Annotated in this window: 19 protein-coding genes; 5 read left to right on the top strand and 14 right to left on the bottom strand. The window is 68.8% G+C overall.

Features of this window, described 5'->3' with window-relative positions; translation table 11 throughout:
• Nucleotides 1-88: 88 nt before the first annotated feature.
• From ACFWX1_RS14770 to ACFWX1_RS14760, 3 genes are all read right to left on the bottom strand, one after another.
• Nucleotides 89-649, bottom strand: a complete 561-nt coding sequence (locus ACFWX1_RS14770) for a hypothetical protein (protein WP_378387439.1) — start codon at nucleotides 647-649, stop codon at nucleotides 89-91.
• 184 nt (nucleotides 650-833) lie between these two features.
• On the bottom strand, nucleotides 834-1337 hold the full coding sequence (locus ACFWX1_RS14765) for a DinB family protein (protein ID WP_378387437.1): 504 nt from the start codon (nucleotides 1335-1337) through the stop codon (nucleotides 834-836).
• 239 nt (nucleotides 1338-1576) lie between these two features.
• Nucleotides 1577-2416 carry an SDR family oxidoreductase gene (locus ACFWX1_RS14760; protein ID WP_378387435.1) on the bottom strand — a complete coding sequence of 280 codons (840 nt, stop codon included), beginning with the start codon at nucleotides 2414-2416 and terminating at the stop codon, nucleotides 1577-1579.
• Nucleotides 2417-2510: 94 nt separating this feature from the next.
• On the opposite strand from ACFWX1_RS14760, the gene ACFWX1_RS14755 reads away from it, so the two are divergent.
• The gene (locus ACFWX1_RS14755; protein ID WP_378387433.1) at nucleotides 2511-2882 is read left to right on the top strand and encodes a winged helix-turn-helix transcriptional regulator; all 372 of its coding nucleotides are present in this window, start codon (nucleotides 2511-2513) and stop codon (nucleotides 2880-2882) included.
• A gap of 31 nt (nucleotides 2883-2913) precedes the next feature.
• Here the strand turns inward: ACFWX1_RS14755 and ACFWX1_RS14750 are convergent, their stop codons facing one another.
• Nucleotides 2914-3978: an LLM class flavin-dependent oxidoreductase gene (locus tag ACFWX1_RS14750; protein WP_378387431.1), complete on the bottom strand. Its 1065-nt coding sequence runs from the start codon at nucleotides 3976-3978 to the stop codon at nucleotides 2914-2916.
• A 64-nt stretch (nucleotides 3979-4042) separates the two neighbouring features.
• Nucleotides 4043-4645, bottom strand: coding sequence for a TetR/AcrR family transcriptional regulator (locus tag ACFWX1_RS14745; protein WP_378387429.1), 603 nt, complete (start codon nucleotides 4643-4645; stop codon nucleotides 4043-4045).
• Between the two features lie 88 nt (nucleotides 4646-4733).
• Here ACFWX1_RS14745 and ACFWX1_RS14740 point away from each other — a divergent pair, with 88 nt between their 5' ends.
• On the top strand, nucleotides 4734-5630 hold the full coding sequence (locus ACFWX1_RS14740) for an NmrA family NAD(P)-binding protein (protein WP_378387427.1): 897 nt from the start codon (nucleotides 4734-4736) through the stop codon (nucleotides 5628-5630).
• Between the two features lie 51 nt (nucleotides 5631-5681).
• Here ACFWX1_RS14740 and ACFWX1_RS14735 read toward each other — a convergent pair whose 3' ends face one another.
• Together ACFWX1_RS14735 and ACFWX1_RS14730 are read right to left on the bottom strand one after the other, a co-directional pair.
• Nucleotides 5682-7352, bottom strand: coding sequence for a hypothetical protein (locus ACFWX1_RS14735; RefSeq protein WP_378387426.1), 1671 nt, complete (start codon nucleotides 7350-7352; stop codon nucleotides 5682-5684).
• Between the two features lie 202 nt (nucleotides 7353-7554).
• Nucleotides 7555-8025 (bottom strand): hypothetical protein, encoded by a 471-nt coding sequence (locus tag ACFWX1_RS14730; protein WP_378387424.1) that lies wholly within the window; start codon nucleotides 8023-8025, stop codon nucleotides 7555-7557.
• Nucleotides 8026-8180: 155 nt separating this feature from the next.
• Between ACFWX1_RS14730 and ACFWX1_RS14725 the strand changes: the two genes are divergently transcribed.
• Nucleotides 8181-10250 carry a TIM-barrel domain-containing protein gene (locus tag ACFWX1_RS14725; protein WP_378387422.1) on the top strand — a complete coding sequence of 690 codons (2070 nt, stop codon included), beginning with the start codon at nucleotides 8181-8183 and terminating at the stop codon, nucleotides 10248-10250.
• A 96-nt stretch (nucleotides 10251-10346) separates the two neighbouring features.
• Here the strand turns inward: ACFWX1_RS14725 and ACFWX1_RS14720 are convergent, their stop codons facing one another.
• The 4 genes from ACFWX1_RS14720 to ACFWX1_RS14705 form a co-directional block, all read right to left on the bottom strand.
• A complete protein-coding gene (locus tag ACFWX1_RS14720; protein WP_378387420.1) occupies nucleotides 10347-12548 on the bottom strand; it encodes an alpha-N-acetylglucosaminidase in 2202 nt (733 codons plus the stop codon).
• A gap of 122 nt (nucleotides 12549-12670) precedes the next feature.
• Nucleotides 12671-13543, bottom strand: a complete 873-nt coding sequence (locus tag ACFWX1_RS14715; RefSeq protein WP_378387418.1) for a hypothetical protein — start codon at nucleotides 13541-13543, stop codon at nucleotides 12671-12673.
• On the bottom strand, nucleotides 13543-14943 hold the full coding sequence (locus tag ACFWX1_RS14710) for an amino acid permease (protein ID WP_378387416.1): 1401 nt from the start codon (nucleotides 14941-14943) through the stop codon (nucleotides 13543-13545). The genes ACFWX1_RS14715 and ACFWX1_RS14710 overlap by 1 nt, the downstream gene beginning before the upstream one ends.
• A 92-nt stretch (nucleotides 14944-15035) precedes the next feature.
• On the bottom strand, nucleotides 15036-15428 hold the full coding sequence (locus ACFWX1_RS14705; protein WP_378387414.1) for a VOC family protein: 393 nt from the start codon (nucleotides 15426-15428) through the stop codon (nucleotides 15036-15038).
• 112 nt (nucleotides 15429-15540) lie between these two features.
• Between ACFWX1_RS14705 and ACFWX1_RS14700 the strand changes: the two genes are divergently transcribed.
• Complete coding sequence (locus ACFWX1_RS14700) at nucleotides 15541-16509, top strand: Ku protein (RefSeq protein WP_378387412.1); 969 nt, start codon at nucleotides 15541-15543, stop codon at nucleotides 16507-16509.
• Here ACFWX1_RS14700 and ACFWX1_RS14695 read toward each other — a convergent pair.
• Genes ACFWX1_RS14695 through ACFWX1_RS14685 form a run of 3 tightly spaced genes read right to left on the bottom strand, consistent with a single transcriptional unit; the run spans nucleotide 16496 to nucleotide 17875 of the window.
• Nucleotides 16496-17095, bottom strand: a complete 600-nt coding sequence (locus tag ACFWX1_RS14695; RefSeq protein ID WP_378387410.1) for a DinB family protein — start codon at nucleotides 17093-17095, stop codon at nucleotides 16496-16498. The two genes, ACFWX1_RS14700 and ACFWX1_RS14695, sit on opposite strands and share 14 nt — an antisense overlap.
• Before the next feature lie 40 nt (nucleotides 17096-17135).
• On the bottom strand, nucleotides 17136-17477 hold the full coding sequence (gene trxA, locus ACFWX1_RS14690; RefSeq protein WP_378387408.1) for a thioredoxin: 342 nt from the start codon (nucleotides 17475-17477) through the stop codon (nucleotides 17136-17138).
• The gene (locus ACFWX1_RS14685; RefSeq protein ID WP_378387406.1) at nucleotides 17477-17875 is read right to left on the bottom strand and encodes a MerR family transcriptional regulator; all 399 of its coding nucleotides are present in this window, start codon (nucleotides 17873-17875) and stop codon (nucleotides 17477-17479) included. The genes trxA and ACFWX1_RS14685 overlap by 1 nt, the downstream gene beginning before the upstream one ends.
• Nucleotides 17876-17985: 110 nt before the next feature.
• On the opposite strand from ACFWX1_RS14685, the gene fgd reads away from it, so the two are divergent.
• Nucleotides 17986-18990 carry a glucose-6-phosphate dehydrogenase (coenzyme-F420) gene (gene fgd / locus ACFWX1_RS14680; protein ID WP_378387515.1) on the top strand — a complete coding sequence of 335 codons (1005 nt, stop codon included), beginning with the start codon at nucleotides 17986-17988 and terminating at the stop codon, nucleotides 18988-18990.
• The last annotated feature ends 42 nt before the right edge of the window (nucleotides 18991-19032 follow it).

Raw genomic sequence — 19032 nt, 5'->3', positions numbered from 1 at the left:
TCCCGACCGCGACCAAACACCACCCCGACCCACGGCGCGGGCGTGGCCCGAGCGCGCGTGCGCGCCCCCCCCGGCTTCACCGTGTGTGCTATTTCGGTGTGTAGCACTGGATCCCGGTTTTCCAGTTGCCATCGGTGGTGGCACTGGCGCCGCCGCCGGTGCAGAAACGGTCGCCGGATCCGACAAAGGCGACCGCGGAGTTCATCGCCGAATCTATCGTGGTGCCTGCCCCCTGGTAGCTCCAGATCAGGTACTGGTTGACGTCGATCTTGGCCACGTAACACCTGATGGACATCGCGACTCCGCCATCGACGCTGATCGATTGGCCATACGCGGAGCACATCGTGATGCCGGGCCCGCCCGATCTGCGCGCGATCTCGAGTGCCGCGGCCTGCGCGGAATCCACCGTGTTGCCGCTGGCCGAGAAGCCCCAGTACACCATGTTCTCGGTGCTGAACTTCGGGATCTGGCACTGGGTAACGGCTTCGAAGCCGAAGTTCACCGGCGAGCCCCCTGCGGTGACACCGGTGCAGCGGGTTCCGCCGAACGTCGCCTTCAGCGTCTGGACGGCCGACACCGCTTTGTCCACAGTGGACCCGTAGGACCGATAAGTCCAGTTCATCGTGTCCGCTGCCGAAGCGTCCGTCACACCGGTCAGTGTCGTGATCCCGACCGCGGCCGCCACGGCACACCATCCCGCCGTCCGACGTATCACCATCATCATCCCCTCCCAAACCCGTCGACAGGACAACGGAAGCGTCGTCCGCTCGTGGTCACGGCCGCCACGGCAAAAGTGCCCTGGCATGGGAAAAGCGGCACCCGGCACCGAAGTCTCAGCGGTTCGGCTTCCGGTGCGGGGCCCCCTCGATCTGCTCGCGAAGGATGTCGCCGTGTCCCGCGTGCCGGGCGAATTCTTCGATCATGGCGAGCAGCGTGAAGCGCATGCTGATCGTTCCTTCCCGGGGAATCTCCTTCGTGTCGTCGAGGTCGAAACGGGCGGCGATCTCCCGCGATCGCCGGCTCGCCCGTTCGTACTCGGCGATCACGTCGGCCAAGGTTTCGTCGTCCGTGACGGTGAAAGTGCCCTCGTCCCGCTTCGAGTATCCGTCGCATTCGGATTCGTCGAGACCCGCCCAGAACCGCTGGAACCAGATTCGTTCGGCGGCCGCGGCGTGCTTGAGCACCGAGATCGGCGTCGTGAGTGAAGCGACGAGCCGGCGGCGGGCGTCCGCTTCGGAAAGGCCGCGAGCGGTCTCGATCAGGGCCTCGCGGTTGCGATCGAGCATGTTCTCGAGGAGCGCTCGTTCGCCGCCGTCGGTCATTCTGGTGGTGCTCATGGGTTTCACTCCGTTTCTTTGCGCGGCCGGCTAACCTGTGCGGCCTCGAGGACAGGACGACGCGTCCGGAACCGGATCTCATGGGGACGCCGAGGCGTTCGAGATGCTCTTCGCTGTGAAGCGCGGGGAGCGGGTCGATGCGGGCAGAATGGGGACACCGCAGTCGAGATCAGTCGCCGGGCAGATCCGGTGAAGGCGCCGACATCCGCATCCTAGCAGTTCCGTGGCGCCGGCCGGGCTCAGCGGAACGCGGCGACGTTGCGGGCGGCCCAGTCGGCGAACGAACGCGGGGCGCGGCCGAGGACCCGCTGGACGTCCGGGCTGACGCGCATCTCGGCCGGGGTCGGGGCGCCGAGGATGTCCAGGGTGTCGTCGGCGAGTTCGGCGGGCATGCTCCGCGTCATGCCCGCCTTGGCTTCCTCGCGGGTGAGCTCGTGGAACCGCACCGGTGAGCCCAGCGCGGCGGCGATGGCCTCCGTCTGCCCGCGCGGTGTGATCACCTCCGGTCCGGTCAGCTCGTAGACGGCGCCGGTGTGCCGGTCGTCCAGCAGGCAGGCCGCGGCGACCTCGGCGATGTCCGCCGGGTCGATGATCGGCACCCCGGTGTCGCCGAAGGGAGCGGCGACGACCCGCTGGGCGCGGACGGATTCGGCCCACCACAAGGCATTGGAGGCGAAGCCGCCCGGCCGCACAATGGCCCAGTCCAGACCGGACTCCCGCAGCGTGTCCTCCAGCTCGCGCATCGCGATCCGCGTCGGGCCGTGGGGTCTGGTCGTCACGGCCAGCGAGGTTTGCAGGACGACCCGGCGGACCCCGCCTGCCGCGGCCTGGCGGATGACGCCGGCCGGGGTGGCTCCGGCATCGTGCAGGTCGCTCGGCAGCAGCAGGTACAACGCCTTCGCCCCGGCCAGCGCGGGTTCGAGGCCGCCCGGCTCGGTCAGGTCGGCCACCACGTGGCGGACGCCGTCCGGCACCGCCGCGGCGTTCCGCGACACCGCCGTCACCTGCTGCCCCGCCTCGGCCAGTGCCTGCGTCAACGGCCGGCCCACGTTCCCGGTAGCCCCGGTCACCACGATCATGAACAACTCCTTCGTCCGAATGTTCTCCGTGGCCGAGACGCTAGGAGACCGGACTAACTTTTAGTAAGGACATACCTTCGGGTAAGCTCACTACGTGGCGGAAGGCGTGCAGCTCACCCAGGTCGATTCCGGGGCGAGGTATGAGGTGTTTCACACCGACTGCCCCGCGCGTGACGTGGTCGGCCACGTGACCAGCCGATGGGGCATCTGGGTGCTGATCTCCTTGCAGGGCAACGACCTCCGGTTCTACGAACTGCGCGAGAGCATCCAGGGTGTCAGCGAGAAGATGCTCGCCCAGTCCCTGCGCGCGCTGGTCGCCGACGGCCTGGTCTGGCGGCGAGTCGAGCCGGCGACGCCACCTCAGGTCACCTACGGGCTGACCGAGTTCGGCCGGGAGGTCGGCGAGCCGCTGACGGAGCTGTTCGGCCGGATCACCCGGCGCCTGTCACCGCGCGACGCCCGATAGCGGGGCAGCGGCAGGGATTCCGTGTCTCTGCTCAGGCGAGGAGTTCGGCGAGCCGCGTCATCTCGGCGGGCGGGTCCGTCACCGGTTGGATGAGGAGTTCGTCGATGCCCGCTTGTTCCAGGGCGGTGATGCGGGTGCGGAGGTCGTCGCGGGTGCCGACCAGGGCGAGGGTGTCCATCAGCGAGGGCAGGATCAGGTCCCGATCTCGCGGTGCGATGCGTCCGAGATAGCCGGGGTAGAGCTTGGTGTGCCGGTCCGGTGCGGTCGCGGTGGTGCCACGCCGGTCGAGGAGCCGCCGCACCGCTTCGCGTTCTTCGGAGCCGAGTTGGTCGGCGAAGGCGGGTGTGTCGGCGGCCGTGTCGGCGGCGAAGGCCAGCAGTGACAGCACGAGGTGGCCGGTCGCGTCCCGGGCCGCGTCGCCGTGGGGGTCCTCGTCCTCGCCGAGTATGTGCAGCGCGGTGACCAGGTAGGAGTCCGTGCGGGAGCCGGGGTCGTGGGATGTGCCCTGGGCGGCCTGGCGGCGGGCGTGGTGCAGGGCGTGCCAGGCGGCGGGGTCCAGCAGGCCGAAGGAGATGAGGCCGGTGCCGCGGCGGCCGGCGACGGCCGCGGCTTTCGGCCCGAGCGCGGCCACGACGAACTCGATCGGGTCGGTGGTGTTCACGTGCGCGCCGGTGTGCAGGAACCGGATGTCGCGGACCCGGTCGCCTTCGCGGTATCCGGTCGGGCGTCCGGCGCACAGGTCCTGCAGGGCGGCGGTGAACTTCTCCAGCGTGGCCGCCGTGGCAGGCGGCATGCCCAGGGTGCGCCGGGCGGTGTTCCCGGTGCCGACCCCGCAGATGATCCGGCCCGGTGCCAGTGCGTTGAGGCTGGCGAACCCGCTCGCGGCGGCCGGGGCCGAGCGCAGCGCCGGGGACGTCACGCCGATGCCGAGCTTGATGCGGCGGGTGGCCTTCGCGCACAGGCTCAAGGCGACGAAGGGGTCGCCGTGGACCATCGGGGTGTCGTTGAGCCAGAAGCTGTGCAGGCCCAGTTCCTCGGCCCGGACGGCGAGGTCTTCCACACCTGGGTGTGCGGTGACTACGACGCCTGCGCGCATCACGATCTCCAAGGCACGAGAGGGAATCGAACGCGCTCAGCCTGGCAGGTTGCCAAGACCGGCCTCAAGTCCGCGGCATTTCCCCGGCTGCGGGCCGGGACGAGCCCGGCCCGCTCGGGCTGGGACCGATGCCGGTGATCGCCAATTCGAGTAAGTGGTGAACGTCCGCGGTGGCATCCTGCTCTGCGAGTAGCGACATCGCGTTGACCAACGCCAGCGTGTCGGCCACGGTGACGTCCGCACGCACCGCGCCGGCCGCTTGAGCGGCGCTCAGCAGGGAATCCGCCGCGGCGGCAAGGATCTGATGGCCGCAGACCTTCGTGGCGGTGTCTTCGTCCGACGGTGGCAGCAGGGTCATCACCAGTCCACGGTTCGCCACCGCGTACTCCAGTGCCGCCCGAAGCCAGTGAACGAGCGCCGGACCCGGTTCCCGCTCGGCCTTCAGGCGGTCGGCGACCGCGGCGACCGCCTCCGTGCGCTCCTGGAACACTGCCTCCGCCAGCTGGCGCCGGGACCGAAAGTGGCGGTGCAGAGTGGCTGATCCGACTCCAGCGTCCTTCGCGATCGCCTCGAGTGAGGCGTCGGCGCCGTACCGCCGGAACGCGGTCTCGGCCGCCTGCACGATCTGCTCGCGGCTGCGCCGGGCGTCGGCTCGCAGGGTCCTCATCGACAACTCCGGCTTGAAAAGTGGGGTGACACCCCATATTTTAGCAAGCATTAAGTGGGGTCATACCCCAGTTATGGTGGGAGATGAGATGACAGACGTGGTAGTGGTGACCGGTGCGACCGGTCGGCAGGGTGGATCCGTGGCGCGGCGGTTGCTTGCGGATGGCGTGCCGGTGCGGGCGCTGGTCCGGCAGCCCGGGTCGGACGCGGCGAAGTCGCTCGCGGCCGCCGGCGCGGAACTCGTCACCGGCGATCTGACCGACCGCGCTTCGCTGGAACCGGCGCTGAGTGGTGCTCGGGCGGTGTTCTCGGTGCAGACGCCGGACATCAACGACCTCGCCTCGGACGTCGAACGGGTCGGCGGTCTGAACCTGGTCGAGGCAGCACGCCGGGCCGGCGTTTCGCAGTTCGTGCACTCGTCGGTGGCCAGGCTCGGCAGCTTCCTTCGGCAAGCCGCACTGGGAAAGGCAGGCGAGTGGGGAAATGCGCGCTACTGGGAGAGCAAGGCCGTGGTAGGCCAGGCGCTGCCGGACGCGGGGTTCGCCTCGTGGACAGAGATCCGGCCGGCGTTCTTCATGTCGAACCTGACCCGGCCGTCGATCTGGTTCGAGAACCTGACCGGCGAGACGATCGTGACCGCGGTCGACCCGGACAAGCCGCTGGCGGTGGTCGCGGTGCAGGACATCGGCTCCGCCGCGGCTGCCGCGTTCGCCGACCCGCACCGATTCCACGGGCACGCGATCGAACTGGCCGGTGAAGTGCTGTCGCTGAACGAGATGACCGCGGCCCTGACGGCGGCAGGAACTCCGACCCGGGTGGAGGCCGTCACCCCCGAACAGGGCAAAGCGCGCGGGATGCTGCCAGAGCTGATCGACAACCAGGTGGCCATGAACAACGCCGAAATCACTGCCACGCCCGCGATCGCGGCCCGTTTCGGCGTTCCGCTGACCTCCTTCGCCGACTGGGCCGGCCAGCGGCTCCGCTAGAGCGCCGGTCAGCTCATCGCACCGCCCCGGCCCACACTCCCGAGGCCGAACTCAGTTCGTTTTGGACGTGGGCAGATGGGCGCCGAGGTAGCCGACGTAGATGTGTCCCGTGTGGTCGGTGTCGTCGAGGAAGTGCAGGCGCGGCGCGGGTGGTTTGAAGCGTTCCAGCGCGATGTGCGCGCCGAAGTACTCCCTCCCGGTCGGGTTCGTGTCCGGGCTGACGCGGAACGTGCGGGCCTGGCGGAGCCGTTCGTTGGTGGTCACGGTCTCCGATTCGGTCAGCGCGATGATGTTGGCGCTGATCAGGGACCCCGGCTGGCCGGTGCGGGCGAACGCGAGCACGTCGCACAGTTCCGGGCCGGGTTCGCGGCCCGATCGCCGGATCGTGTTGCGGGCACCGGCGTACGCGTCGAGCGTGCGCAGGGCGTCCCAGGCCTTGCGCCGCCACGCCGCGGCCTTCGGATGGTGGTCGAGGATCGTGGTCGGGCCGAGTTCGGCGGTGATGTCGAGGTTGGTGAGTGCCTTCGACGCGGTTTCGAAGAGTTCCGCGAAGCTGGGGAACTCGGCGGGCTCCCTGCCGTCGCTCCCGGTCTCGTCGGTCCCGGTGATCCGCGCGAGCGCGCCGGCGAGCAAACCGTTGGTGCGCCGCAGATCGTCCCGCTCGTGCTCGACCTCCTCGAACGCCTTGGCGTAGTGGTCCATTGTGGACTGAAGCTGGCTGATCTGGGCGTGGAGCGTATCCGCGTCGACGGCGGAGAGCTCCTCGATCCGGGAGCGCAGGTGCTTCGATTCCGCGACGGCGCGGGCGCGTTCGGCCTCGTCCGCGGCCGAACGTTTGCGGAGAATCGAAATGACGCCGCGAGCTTCGGCGAGTTCGCGCTCCACGTTGCGCAGCTTCTCCGCGAGCGCCGCGTCCGGCGACGGTTCCGCCTTGGTGAACGGATCCGCCGACCACCATTCCCGTACCGAAGGTACTTCCGCCCAGTACTCGGGGAGGGGACTCCGGCTCCTGGCCTGGATCTGCTGGCTGATGGCGAGGCCGAGCATTTCCGGGGTGGGCGTCTCGGTCTGGATGATGTCCGGGAGCTCGTCGCAGGGCGGGACGAACAGCCGGGCGCCCGCCGGGACGGCGCAGCCGAGGGGGAGGCAACCGTTGAGCGAACGGCGGAACCGGTCGTCGACGTCGAACACGTTCACCAGTCCCGGCCAGCCGTCGACCGGGATCGCGTGGTCGTCGCTGATGATCAGCAGCGCCGTGGTCCGCCGCGGCGAGACCATCGCCTCCGCCAGGAGATCGGCGACCCGGTCGCATTCCTCGCGGGGCCAGCCACGGAGACTCAGCGACGGCCCGTCGAGCGGGATCTCGTCGCAGCCGCTCGCGCCGAGTTCCTCCAGTCCTATCCGATGCGCGGGCGCTTCGATGCTGGTACGCCACGGCCGGGTGCAGGCGGCCGCGAGCAGCCAGGCGATCCGGTCCTCGCCCGCGGTGTACCGCAACGCCAGCAACACCTGGACGGAGTAGCGGCCTTCCTTGTCGTCCCAGGAGAATTTCAGGTCGCAGCGCCGCTCGCCGCCGTCGTCGGAGCAGCCGGGATCGGCGACCTCGTAGGCGGGTGTCTCCTGCTCGCGCTGCCGGGAAACCAGCCTGTTGCGCAGGGAATCGAGCGGGCGTTTCCCTTCGACGGGAATCAGCCCGTCGTGCCAGATCCGGTGCACCCCCACTGGGCGACTCCGTTCGCTGCGGTCCATGGAATATCGGCACAGTAACGGATCGGCGCGGTGCGGGGAGTCCTTGACAGGGCGGGAAAACCCCGGAGGCGTGGTCTTCACCCACGTAGGCGACACGGGCGGGTGAGAAGGTTACCCACCGAAGTCCGCCGCGATATATGCACATCGTCGGGCAACTGATTTCGCGCGCCGGGAATCAGTGGTTGAAAAATGTTCCGTAGGTTCCCGGTGGGAGGAGGGAGTCCGGGGTGGTCCACGCCGACGGCGTGAGGGTGAACACCGCCGCCCCGGCCAGTGCGATCGCGACGGTGAGCAGTCCGAGGTAGAGCCCGAGCCGTGACGCGTTCGACCCGGTCTGGAGGCGGGCCCCGGCGAAGTAGCCGAAGACGATCGAGAGGACGCCCGCCGGGATCATGGCGAACCACAGCGCGCCGAGGACGAGCACGAACACCTGGCTGATCCAGGAGTACGGCGGCACCCCCTGCATCTGCGCCCGGACGACCAGCCAGGCCACCCAGGTCGCCAGCGCGAGGACCGCCGCGACGGTGCTGAGGGAAACGGACGCGATCGCCAGTCCGTGCCGCGGGCGTCTCTCCGCCGCGACGTCGTGTTCGAGTTCCGGTGTGGACATCAGCTTTCGGTCCCGTCCGTTCGTCGGCTGATCCACTGTGCACATCGTCGGCCGGGTGATCCTCCGTTACCGGCGTGCCGGGCGGACGCCTCACTGGTCTGGACACACTCCACCTGGTGAGCGATACTGTTCAAAACTTCATGCGTTCGAACAGTATTGCTCATCTGGACTGTGTGCAGCCGGAGGCTCGAATGCGTTCACCCCGTCCCTGGATCAGCTGGCTCACCGCGCTCTCCACCGGCGCCCTGATGCTGGCTGTCCCGTCCCCCGCCGCCGCGCAGCCCGGCCCCACCGTCACCGAGGCCGCGAACGCCGTCGAAGTGCAGGTCGCGCGCTCCGCGGGCGCGCCCGGATACACCGTGTCCGTCACGAAGGACGCGTTGCGGATCACCACGTCCCGTGACGGCCGGACGGTGCTGCGGAGCACCGGCGGTGACACCGGGACACTCCGGTTCGCCACCGGGAACACCTGGCAGCACGCGACGAAGGTGACCGGCTGGACCTGGCGCGACGGCACCCTGCGGATCACCGCGGACACCACCGCGCCCGGGACCACCGCCGAACTGCGGCTCACCCCTGGCGCCGACCGGTACGCGCTGGCCTGGGACCTGCACGGCGGAACCGCCGACAAGCTCGGCCTGACCTACGACCTCGGCTCCGCCGGGCACTGGTACGGCCACGGCGAGACGGCCACGCCGCAGGGCGGCCCCGGCGTCGACCAGCCGTGGCCGCTGGAGCGCGGAACCGTGCGGGACAAGGCTTTCAGCCCCGCGTCGTACGCGATGATCGACCCGTTCTGGTACACCTCGTCCGCCACCGGGCTGTGGGTCGACACCGGCGAGGTGATGGATGTCGGCATCAACGACGGCGGCGACGGCCTCGGCCGGTTCGTCGTCCAGCGCGGCGGGACCTACCAGGCGACGGTGTTCGTCGAGGACACTCCGCTGGAGGTGTACCGCGACTACGTCGGGATCGTCGGCAAACCGGCCAAGAGCGACAGCACCTACCGGCAGTTCAGCGAACCGCTGTGGAACTCGTGGGCGCAGTTCTACACTAAGGTCGATCAGGCGAAACTGCTGGACTACGCGGAAAAGCTGCACGCCAACCGCGAACCGGGGCACACCATCCAGCTCGACGACAAATGGGAATCCCACTACGGGAATCTCACCTTCGACGCCACGACGTTCCCCGATCCGAAGGCGATGTCGGACCGCATCCACGACCTCGGCTTCGACTTCGGTGTGTGGGTGACGCTGTGGATCAACCTGGACTCGGCGAACTACCAGTACGCCGTCGACCACGGCTATCTGCTCGGGGACCGCGCCGATCCGGCCAAACCGTGCAAGGTGACCTGGTGGAACGGCGAGGCCGGGATCATCGACCTAGCGAACCCGGCCGCGAAGTCGTGGTACGAGAACAATCTTCGCGGTTTGATGGCGAAGTACCGGATCGACGGCTTCAAGTTCGACACCCGTTTCTTCGACGACCGGTGCGCGCCCAGCGGCGGCAAGCAGCGCTCGGACTACCAGCGTCTCGGCGCGGAAATGGCCGATCAGTTCGACCTGCAGGGCGCCGGCATCCGGGTGCACTGGACGCCGGAGGCGCACCGGAGCGGGATGACGATCCGCCAGGAGGACAAGGGGACCGGCTGGAACTCCGTCAAGGCCTCGGTCACCCAGAACCTCGCGATCTCGACCGTGGGCTACCCGTTCGTCGAGACCGACATGATCGGCGGCTCGCTCAGCGATCCGCCGCCCTCGAAGGAGGTGCTGATCCGCTGGGCGCAGTCGGCCGCGCTGATGCCGCAGATGTACTCCTCGACGTCGCCGGTGGACACCTGGGACGTGACGACCGGCAAGCACGTGGTCTACGACCAGGAGACCATCGACCGCTATCGCGCGGCGGTGCGGACCCACCAGCGCCTGGCGCCCTACATCTGGGATCAGGTGCAGTCCACGCTGAAGACCGGCGATCCGATCATGCGGCCGTTGTTCTTCGACTTCCCCGCCGACCAGCGAACGTACACAGTGGACGATGAGTGGATGCTCGGCCCCGCCGTGCTGGCCGCGCCGCAGCTGGGCGCGGGCACCAGCCGCGACGTGGTCCTGCCGAGCGGGCTCTGGTTCGACGTCACGAAGAAGCGGGTCGTCCACGGCGGTACGACGTTGACCGGATACGCGACGCCGCTGGGCGTCACGCCGACCTTCGTCAACCTGCTCGCCCCCGGGGCCGCGAAAGCCCTGCACGCGCTGCTTCCCTGAGAGCGAACTCGCGTACCTAGGTGGACGACACGGCGACTCGCTCGTGTCGTCCATCCCGGTACGCGTGTCGTCCGTCTGGGTACGCGTGTCGTCCGTTCAGGAACGGGTCCCCACGCCTGCGAGTACCTGTGATGCGGCCGAGTAGGCATCGCCGGTCGGATGTGCGGGGTAGCGCTGGTGGCCGTGTGTCCACTGGTCCTCCAGCGCGAACCAGTCGATCGGCCGCGGCGCGCGGTGCTCGGCCAGTGCGGTGTCCAGTTCGGCGAAGTACGTCCGCCAGCGGTTCGCGTAGAAGCCGCCGACGAGTCCGGCCCATTCGCGGTTGGCGTAGTCGTGCAGGCCCTCGGCGTCGCTGTTCCGGGTTCCCCACACGGTGAGGATCGAGCGGGCGTCGAACTCCAGAAGGTCCTTTTCGGACGGTGAAGCGCCCGCCGCACGCGCCGATTCGAGCCGGCGGCCGAGCAGGAAGTGCTCGTCGGTGCCGAGCACCTGGTCCAGCAGATCCATTTGACGCAGCCAGGTCGCGGTCAGCTCACCGAAGCGCGCGCGGTCCTTCGCGTCGTAGGCGGCCTTGATCCGTGGCAGCAGTTCCCGGCTCCGGTTGGCCAGCACCTGGCGCGCGACGTCGACCAGGTCGTACCGGTAGGCCGAACTCCGCCGCAGCGACGGCGAAACCTGGAGCAGCTCGGTCAGCGCGCGCTCGAACTTCGCCGGGTCGTACCGGAGGTGATCCGGGCTCCAGGCCGCGGCGTGCGTGGTGGTCAGGCTCGGCCGGGCCTCGTACAGACCGTCCGCGCCTTCGCTCCACTTGTCGTCCCGCGTCGTCCCGTATGCCGTTTCGCGGAGCACGCTCCACGCCGCCTTCGCGTGCGGATCATCGCCTCCGTACCGGGACTCGGCGTACCGGTCGAACCAGGCCGCGAGATCGACCGAACCGGGTGTCCAGGCGAGGTCGGTGAGCAGCGTCATCGCGGCGGGGTTGTTGTCCGCGCCCTCGGGCATCATCGCGATACCGGACAGCTTGCTCCCCGGTTTGTCCCTCCACTGTGGATAGAGGCGGGCCCAGTCCGGGGTGTTGGCGCCGAGCACGGTGTGGCCGCCGAAGTTCCAGATGCTGCCGAACGCGTAGGGCGTGCCCAGCCAGTCCTTCTCGCGGTCGGTCACCGTCGGGTAGCGGTCGGAAAGGCCGTCCACGATGAACATCCGGCTCCGGTCGACGGCGCCGAGGATGTCCGGTCGCGGATTGGCCTGCCAGCCGAGGATCGCCCAGATGGCGTCCGGGTGCGCGCTCCGCAGCGCGTGCTGGACGGCCTTCGCGGCCTCGGGCACCGGGACGTCGCCGGGGTTCCCGCCCTCGTGCAACAGGTCCATTTTGTACATCGCCGAATCGCCGTACAACACGCTTTGGTTGCGGTAGAAGGAAGCCGCGACCTTGGCGAAGTACTCGTTGCGCGGATCGAGCCAGTCCGGCCGCTCGAAGCCGCCCCAGCGGCCTTGCGCGACGACACGGGCGCCGGGGTTGTGTTCGGTGAACTTCGGCGGCACTGTCCCGAAGTAGCCGGGGAGCACCGGGGTCATGCCGAGTTCGCGCAGCCTGCCGACGATCTTCCGCGCGAGCGCGATGCGCCTGCCGAGCAACTGGTCCGAGACGGGCCCGGCGAACCCGGACATGTTCTGCAGCAACCACCACGGCTGATGCGCTGGCCCGGGTACCCACGCGCGCACGTCCGCGTCGCCGTAGCCGAACTCGCGGAACGTCCGCCGGTAGACCTCGTCCTGCCCGAGGTAGACCAGGACCTCGTTGATCCCGTGCAGCGCGAGGACGTCGATTTCCCTTTCCCAGTAAGCCCAATCCGCGTACGGCGCGGTGTAGCCGTCATTCGTGTCGTTGAACGCGAAGCGGTGCGGTACGTCCGCCCGGCGGAGAATCGGCTGGTCCGGCGCGGGCAGCCGACGGGGCAGGTTCAGCTGCTGCCCGGTCCAGGAGATGTCGGCCTTGGCGACCTCGCGGAGGTAGGTGTGGACGCCGGTGAGCAGCACCGCCGGGCTGGTGCCCTCGACCACGATCCGCCCGCGCTGACCCGAAATCCGGTAGGCGTCCCCGCCGTCCTTCGGCACCGCGCGTAGCCGGATCTGATCGTGTCTTCCCGGCAGGAGCCGGTCGAGCGCGCGGGCGGCGGGTCCGGTGTCGAACGCCGGTGGGCCGTCCGGCTCGGCGGAGGCGGTGGTGACGGTGCTCAGCAGGGTGACGAGCACGGCCGCGACGAGGAACAGGCAGCGGAGACGCGGAGGACGCATGGCTGGCTCCCGAGTGGTGGCGACAAGCCGACAATGTTCTCTTGTGTTCGCTATGGCCTCGAATCGCACATGATCGTACAGCTGGTCTGTACCAATATGTCAAGAGTGGCTTGCTGTCATGTCTAAAGAGGACGGTTTGGGGCCGAGCGGAGTTCGGTGACCAGCGAACGCAGCCACCGCTCCCGCATCGCCGGTTCGGCGGTGAGGTGCCGGACGAGCGACTCGCGCGTATGCCGTCGGCGGCCCGCTTCGACCAGCGCGATCGCCTCCGCGAGCGCCTTCCGCGTTCGCTCGTCGTGCCGTGGCGCACGCACATTTTCGTCAGCCCAGCGCCTCCGGCTGAAGGTGGGGGTAAGCTTGTGCTGCCGATCGGCCAGGTAGCTCCACGCGCCCGGCTCAAGTGAGACGTTCTGGATCGCGCTCGCGGGCAGCTCCACGGTCCAGTCCGCGTGGGCCTGCTGCCAGCGCCACGTGTTCGGGCTGGTCTTGTACTCGCACGTGACGCCGAGGAACCGGAGTTTGCGGCGGATGACGTTCCACGCGACGCGTTCGTCATCGATCCAGTCGCGGAGCCAGTGGTACAGCACGGCGAACGTCGAGCCGGACGAGACGAGGTCGGCGAGGACCGTCGGCTGTGTCCTGCCCGCCATCGCGGCGGGCGACACCCCGGCGTCGGTGAGATTCGTGCGCAGCTGCCGGATTTCCTGGTCGTTGAAGCGATTCCAGTGCGCGAAGGCCGCCGACAGCGGCAGCTGGTGGATCCGGCTGAGCCACGACGTCCCGTCGAGCGCGCCGCTGAGCAGGTCGTAGACGCTGTCCAGCGAGCGCCCGACGAAGTGGATCTCACCCCCGCCGCTGCGGGCGAGCACCTTCGCGGCGCACTCCGTCAGCTGGTCGAGAAACGGCAGATCCGGCGCGGGGACGCCGTCGAGCAGCGTGCCGAGCTGATCGGGCCGGACGAGATCCCAGCGGAACGGACGGTTCGCTTCGGACATCAGGCAGCGGCGGTTTTCTTCCGGAACCGCGAGCGGACGAACGCGATGACCAGTACCGCCGCGGCAAGCACGACCGAGCTGAGCAACTGCGTCCGTGAACCGTCGTCGGTGAGCATGAGCACCGTGACCGCCGCCATCGCGGCCAGCGCGATCCAGCTCAGCACCGGGAAACCCCACAGCCGCACCGGAAGCCCGTCCGGATGCTCCTGCAGCAGCGTGCGGCGCAACCGCAGCTGGGCGCAGGCGACCATGATCCACACCAGCAGCAGGTTCGCGCCGACGGTGTTGAGCAGGAACAGGAAGATCGTCTTCGGCCACAGCAGGTTGAGCACGACCGCCACGAATCCGAACGCCGCCGAGGCCAGTACCGCGGGCCTCGGAACGCCGCCGGGGCTCACCTTCGTCAGCAGACGCGGTGCCTCGGTGCGTTTTCCGAGCGAGAAGACCATTCGCGCGGCCCCGTAGAGATTCGCGTTCAGCGCCGACAGCAGGGCCAGCAGGATGACGACGTTCATCACCTGTCCCGCCGCCGGGATGCCGAGGTGTTCGAGCACCGCAACGAAGGGGCTCTTGCCGACCTTGCTGTCGTTCCACGGCAGCAAGGTGACCACGACGATCATCGAACCGACGTAGAACACCCCGATCCGCCACAACGCGCTGCGTGCCGCCCTGCCGACGGCGCGGGCCGGGTTGTCGGACTCCGCCGCCGCGATGGTGATGACCTCGAGGCCGCCGAAGGCGAACACGACGGCGAGCAGCGCGCTCACCACGCCGGTCCAGCCGTGCGGCAGGAGGCCGCCGTCGCCGGTCAGGTTCGTGAGCCCCGGCGAAGCGGTGCCGGGCAGCAGCCCGAAGATCGCCAGCACGCCGAGCACGAGGAATCCGACGATCACGGCGACCTTGATCATCGCCAGCCAGAACTCGAACTCGCCGAAGTTGCCCACCGCCGTGAGGTTCACCGCGGTGAACAACGTCATCACGATGAGCACGAGCGACCACTGCGGCATCGCCGGGATCCAGTCGTGCAGGATCATCGCGGCGGCGGTGGACTCGACGGCGAGCACGATGACCAGCGTCGCCCAGTACAACCAGCCGACCAGGAAGCCCGCCCACGGCCCGAACGCGCGCTCGGCGTGTTCGGAGAACGAGCCGCTGGCAGGCATCGCCGCGGACATCTCGGCCATCATGAACATGACGAGCAGCGCGAGCAGCCCGGCCAGCGCGAAGGATACGACGATGCCCGGCCCGGCGAGCGCGATCCCCGCGCCCGAGCCCACGAACAGGCCGGAGCCGATGACCCCGCCCAGCGCGAGCATGGTCAGGTGCCGTTGACGCAGGCCGTGGGACAGGCGGGACGTCTTGGGCGCGCCGACGTCCTTGTCGGCGAGTTCGGAAGTCATCGAGTGTCCTTCGTGGTGGGGGGACAGGCGGACCGAGGCTAGCGGGACCTCGGAAGCCTGTCCGCCCCATTAAGTCGGGAGTGAGTGCCCGGTCACGCTTTCGGCCCTGGAGTCACCCACTGGACGAGCTCGACGACGACGCCGTTGGGATCGGTGATCTGGAACAGCCGCTCGCCCCATTCCTCCTCGCGCAGCGGCAGCGTGATCTCCACGCCTTCGGCGGTGAGCCGGGCGAGTTCGGCGTCGAGGTCGTCGACCACCAGCGCCACGATCGTGCCCGCCGCGTGCTGATCGCGGAATCCCGGCGGAAGGATTTCCAGCCCGCGCCGCAGGAAGATGACGTTCATCGCCGCGTCGTCCCGGCCGAGCGAGGCGAAGCCGTCGGCCGCCATCTGCTCCTGATAGCCCAGGTGGCGGGTGAAGAACGCGCTCGACGCGGCGACGTCGTCGACGGTGAGCGAGACAGCGCTGGACGTGACCTTCAAAGGTTCTCCTCGGGATGCTCGGCGATTAACTCTGTACAGTGTACAGACTTTTGGGAGGGTTTGCCACGCGGATTTCGCGGCAACCCGGATCTTGGAGCGTGAGGAGGTCGTGATGGCGAGGCCGATCTGGCGTGGTGCGCTCTCGTTCGGGCTGGTGACGGTCCCGGTCCAGCTGTTCAGCGCGATCGAGGACCACGCGGTGCGGTTCCGGCAGTTCGAGCGCGGCACGAGTGATCGCATCCGGTACCGGCGGGTGAACGAGCGCACCGGCAAGGAGGTGCCCTTCGAGGACATCGTGAAGGGCTACGAAACCGGGGGCGGCGAGTACGTCCTGGTCGAGCAGAAGGAACTGGACGAGATCGCGCCCGGCCGGTCGAAGACCATCGACGTCGAGGCGTTCGTCGACCTGGGCGAGGTCGAGCCGATGCTGTTCGACAAGACCTACTGGCTCGGCCCCGGCAAGGAGGAGTCGGACCGCGCCTATGTGCTGCTTCGCGACGCACTGGCCCAGAGCGGGAAGGCCGGTGTCGCGAAGTTCGTCATGCGCGGCCGGGAGTATCTCGCGCTCGTGCGGGCGGGCGACGGTGACGTCCTGCTGCTGGACACCCTGCATTTCGCCGCCGACCTGCGTGATCCGGCCGAGGATCTGCCGCGGCTGCCCGGCTCGGTGAAGACCCGCGCGAAGGAGCTCGACATGGCCGTCGGCCTCATCGACGCGATGACCGAGGAATGGCGGCCCGAGGAGTACCGCGACACCTACACCGAACGCGTCCGCGAGCTGATCGAGGCGAAGAAGTCCGGGGACACCGTCGTGCCCGAGTCCGAACCCGGCGAGCCGACGAAGGTGGTCGACCTGTTCGAAGCGCTTTCGCGCAGTGTCGAGAGCAGCCGCCGTCGAGGCAGGCAGGACAAGGGGAGGCGGAGCACGAGCGCGCAGGGCAAGGCCAAGCGCGCCACGACAGGCCCGAAACTGTCGGACCTGCCGAAGACCGACCTCGACCGGCTCGCCCGCGAGCGCGGGATCAGGGGCCGGTCCAAGATGAACCGCGCCGACCTCGAAAAGGCACTCAAGGCTTCGTGAGTCCGCCCACCTCCCTCGCTGTGCGCTCCAGCTTCTCCCGGTAGTTCTTCCACCACTCCTCGTCGCCGGTCGTCAGGTTGGTGGAGTCCTTCCGCAGCCCGGCGCTGCCGTCCATCAGTTCGCGGATGATGTCGGCGTGGCCCGCGTGCCGGTCGGTCTCGGCGATCATGTGCACGAGGATCTGGTGCAGGGTGGTTTCGGCACGGTCCGCGGGCCAGTGCGGGACGCGGCCCGGCGCGCTCAGCTCCAGTGCGTCGATCGTCGCGTCCGAATGGGACTGCACCGCGCGGTACAGCTCGACGATGTCCTCACGTGATTCGTCGGCGGTGGCCCACATGTCGACATGGGGGTCCTCGTCGATCTTGTCGAACCACGCCGGCCGGACGGCGAACGGCCTGCCGAAGGTGTCGCCGAAGTAGGCGATCTCGCAGGAGGCCACGTGTTTGACGAGACCGAGCAGGTTGGTGCCGGTCGGCGTCATCGGGCGGCGGACGTCGTACTCCGACGCCCCGTCGAGCTTCCACAGCAGGGCGTCGCGAGCGATCTGGAGGTATCGGTGCAGGTCCGACTTCGGGTCCGAGGTCATGGTGCGCACGCTAACAGCGGGCACCGACAGAAAACGCGTTTCAGGAGTTCAGCGCGGCATCCAGCTCGGCGAGCAGCTTCGCCTTCGGCCGCGCGCCGACGATCGAGCGGATCGGCACACCGTCGCGGAAGAGCATCAGCGTGGGCAGCGACATCACCTGGTAGTCCCGCGCGATCACCGGGTTCTCGTCGGTGTTGAACTTGCGGACGAGCAGTTCGCCCGCCCGCTCGGCGGCGATCTCGGCGAGTACCGGGGCGATCATGTGGCACGGCGGGCACCACTGCGCCCAGAAGTCCACCAGGACGGGCTTGCCTGCCCGGAGCACTTCCTGCTCGAAGGTGGCGTCGGTGACGACGACGAGGTCGGCGGTCGGTGCGGACATCAGGACTCCTCGGGGGCGGGCCGGGTCACCCGGCACGGATCGGGCTGCCGGGACATGGCTTCGGTCAGCTTCGTCACCAGACCGGCCCGGACGGCGTTGAGCCGCTCCAGGCAGGCGTCGACCTCCGCGAGCTTGCGCTCGTAGACCTCGACCGAATCGGCGCAGTCGTCCCCGGCCGGATGCCCGGCACGCAGGCACTCCACGAACGGCCGGGTGTCGTCGAGGCTGAGTCCCGCGGCCTGCAGGCTCAGGATCTCGTTGACCAGCCGGACGTCCTCTTCGCCGTACTCGCGGTAGCCGTTCTCCAGGCGGCGCACCGCGAGCAGTCCTTGGGACTCGTAGAACCGCAGGGCGCGCGTCGTGGTGCCCGCTCGCCGGGCGAGTTCACCGATTCGCATGTCCTCGACGGTAAACGTTGACGTCAACGGCAAGGCAAGGCTTGCCCCGAGGCGACTACTTTGGGTGGCGGCAGCGCAGGGATGGACAGAGGAAAGTGGTGATGAGCCGGATGGCTCTGAAGATCGGGTACAAGGCGTCGGCCGAGCAGTTCGGCCCGCGCGAACTCGTCGAGTACGCCGTGCTCGCCGAGCAGGTCGGGCTGGACAGCGTCATGGTGAGCGACCACTACCAGCCGTGGCGGCACACCGGCGGCCATGCCCCGTTCTCGTTGTCGTGGCTTTCGGCGGTGGGGGAGCGCACCTCGCGCGTCGTCCTCGGCACCAGCGTGCTGACCGCGACGTTCCGGTACAACCCGGCCGTGATGGCGCAGGCGTTCGGCACGCTCGGCTGTCTCTACCCGGGGCGCGTCGTCCTCGGCATCGGCAGCGGCGAGGCGCTCAACGAGGTCGCCGTCGCGCGCATCGAATGGCCGGGGTTCAAGGAGCGCTTCGCGCGCCTTCGCGAGGCTGTCGAGCTGATGCGCACGCTGTGGCGCGAGGAGCGCGTCACGTTCGCAGGCGAGTACTACCAGACCACCGACGCCACGGTGTACGACCGGCCAGAGGGCGGCGTGCCGATCTACATCGCCGCCGGTGGCCCGGTGATGGCGAAGTATGTCGGGAAGCAGGGTGACGGCTTCATCTGCACCAGCGGCAAGGGCATGGAGCTCTACACCGACAAGCTGCTGCCCGCCGTGGCGGAGGGTGCCGAGGCGAACGGGCGCTCACTGTCCGATGTGGACAAGATGATCGAGATCAAGCTGTCCTACGACCCGGACCACGAGAAGGCGCTGGAGAACACCCGCTTCTGGGCACCGCTTTCGCTGACGCCGGAGCAGAAGGCCGGCATCGAGGACCCGGCGGAGATGGAGCGTGCCGCCGACGCGCTGCCGATCGACCAGGTGGCTCGGCGGTGGATCGTCACCTCGGACCCGGCGGAGGCCGTCGAGCAGATCAAGCCGTACGTGGAGGCCGGATTCAACCACCTCGTCTTCCACGGCCCCGGCCACGACCAGGAACGGTTCCTCAAGAGCTTCTCCGAGCAGGTCGTCCCCGGGCTGCGCGAACTCGGCTGAAGTTCCGTGAAGGCCTCCTTCACAGCGCTCACCGCTGTGAAG

The organism is Amycolatopsis sp. NPDC059021 (assembly GCF_042739895.1).
Taxonomy (GTDB): Bacteria; Actinomycetota; Actinomycetes; order Mycobacteriales; family Pseudonocardiaceae; genus Amycolatopsis.
This window is presented reverse-complemented; position numbering and strand designations above follow the sequence as displayed.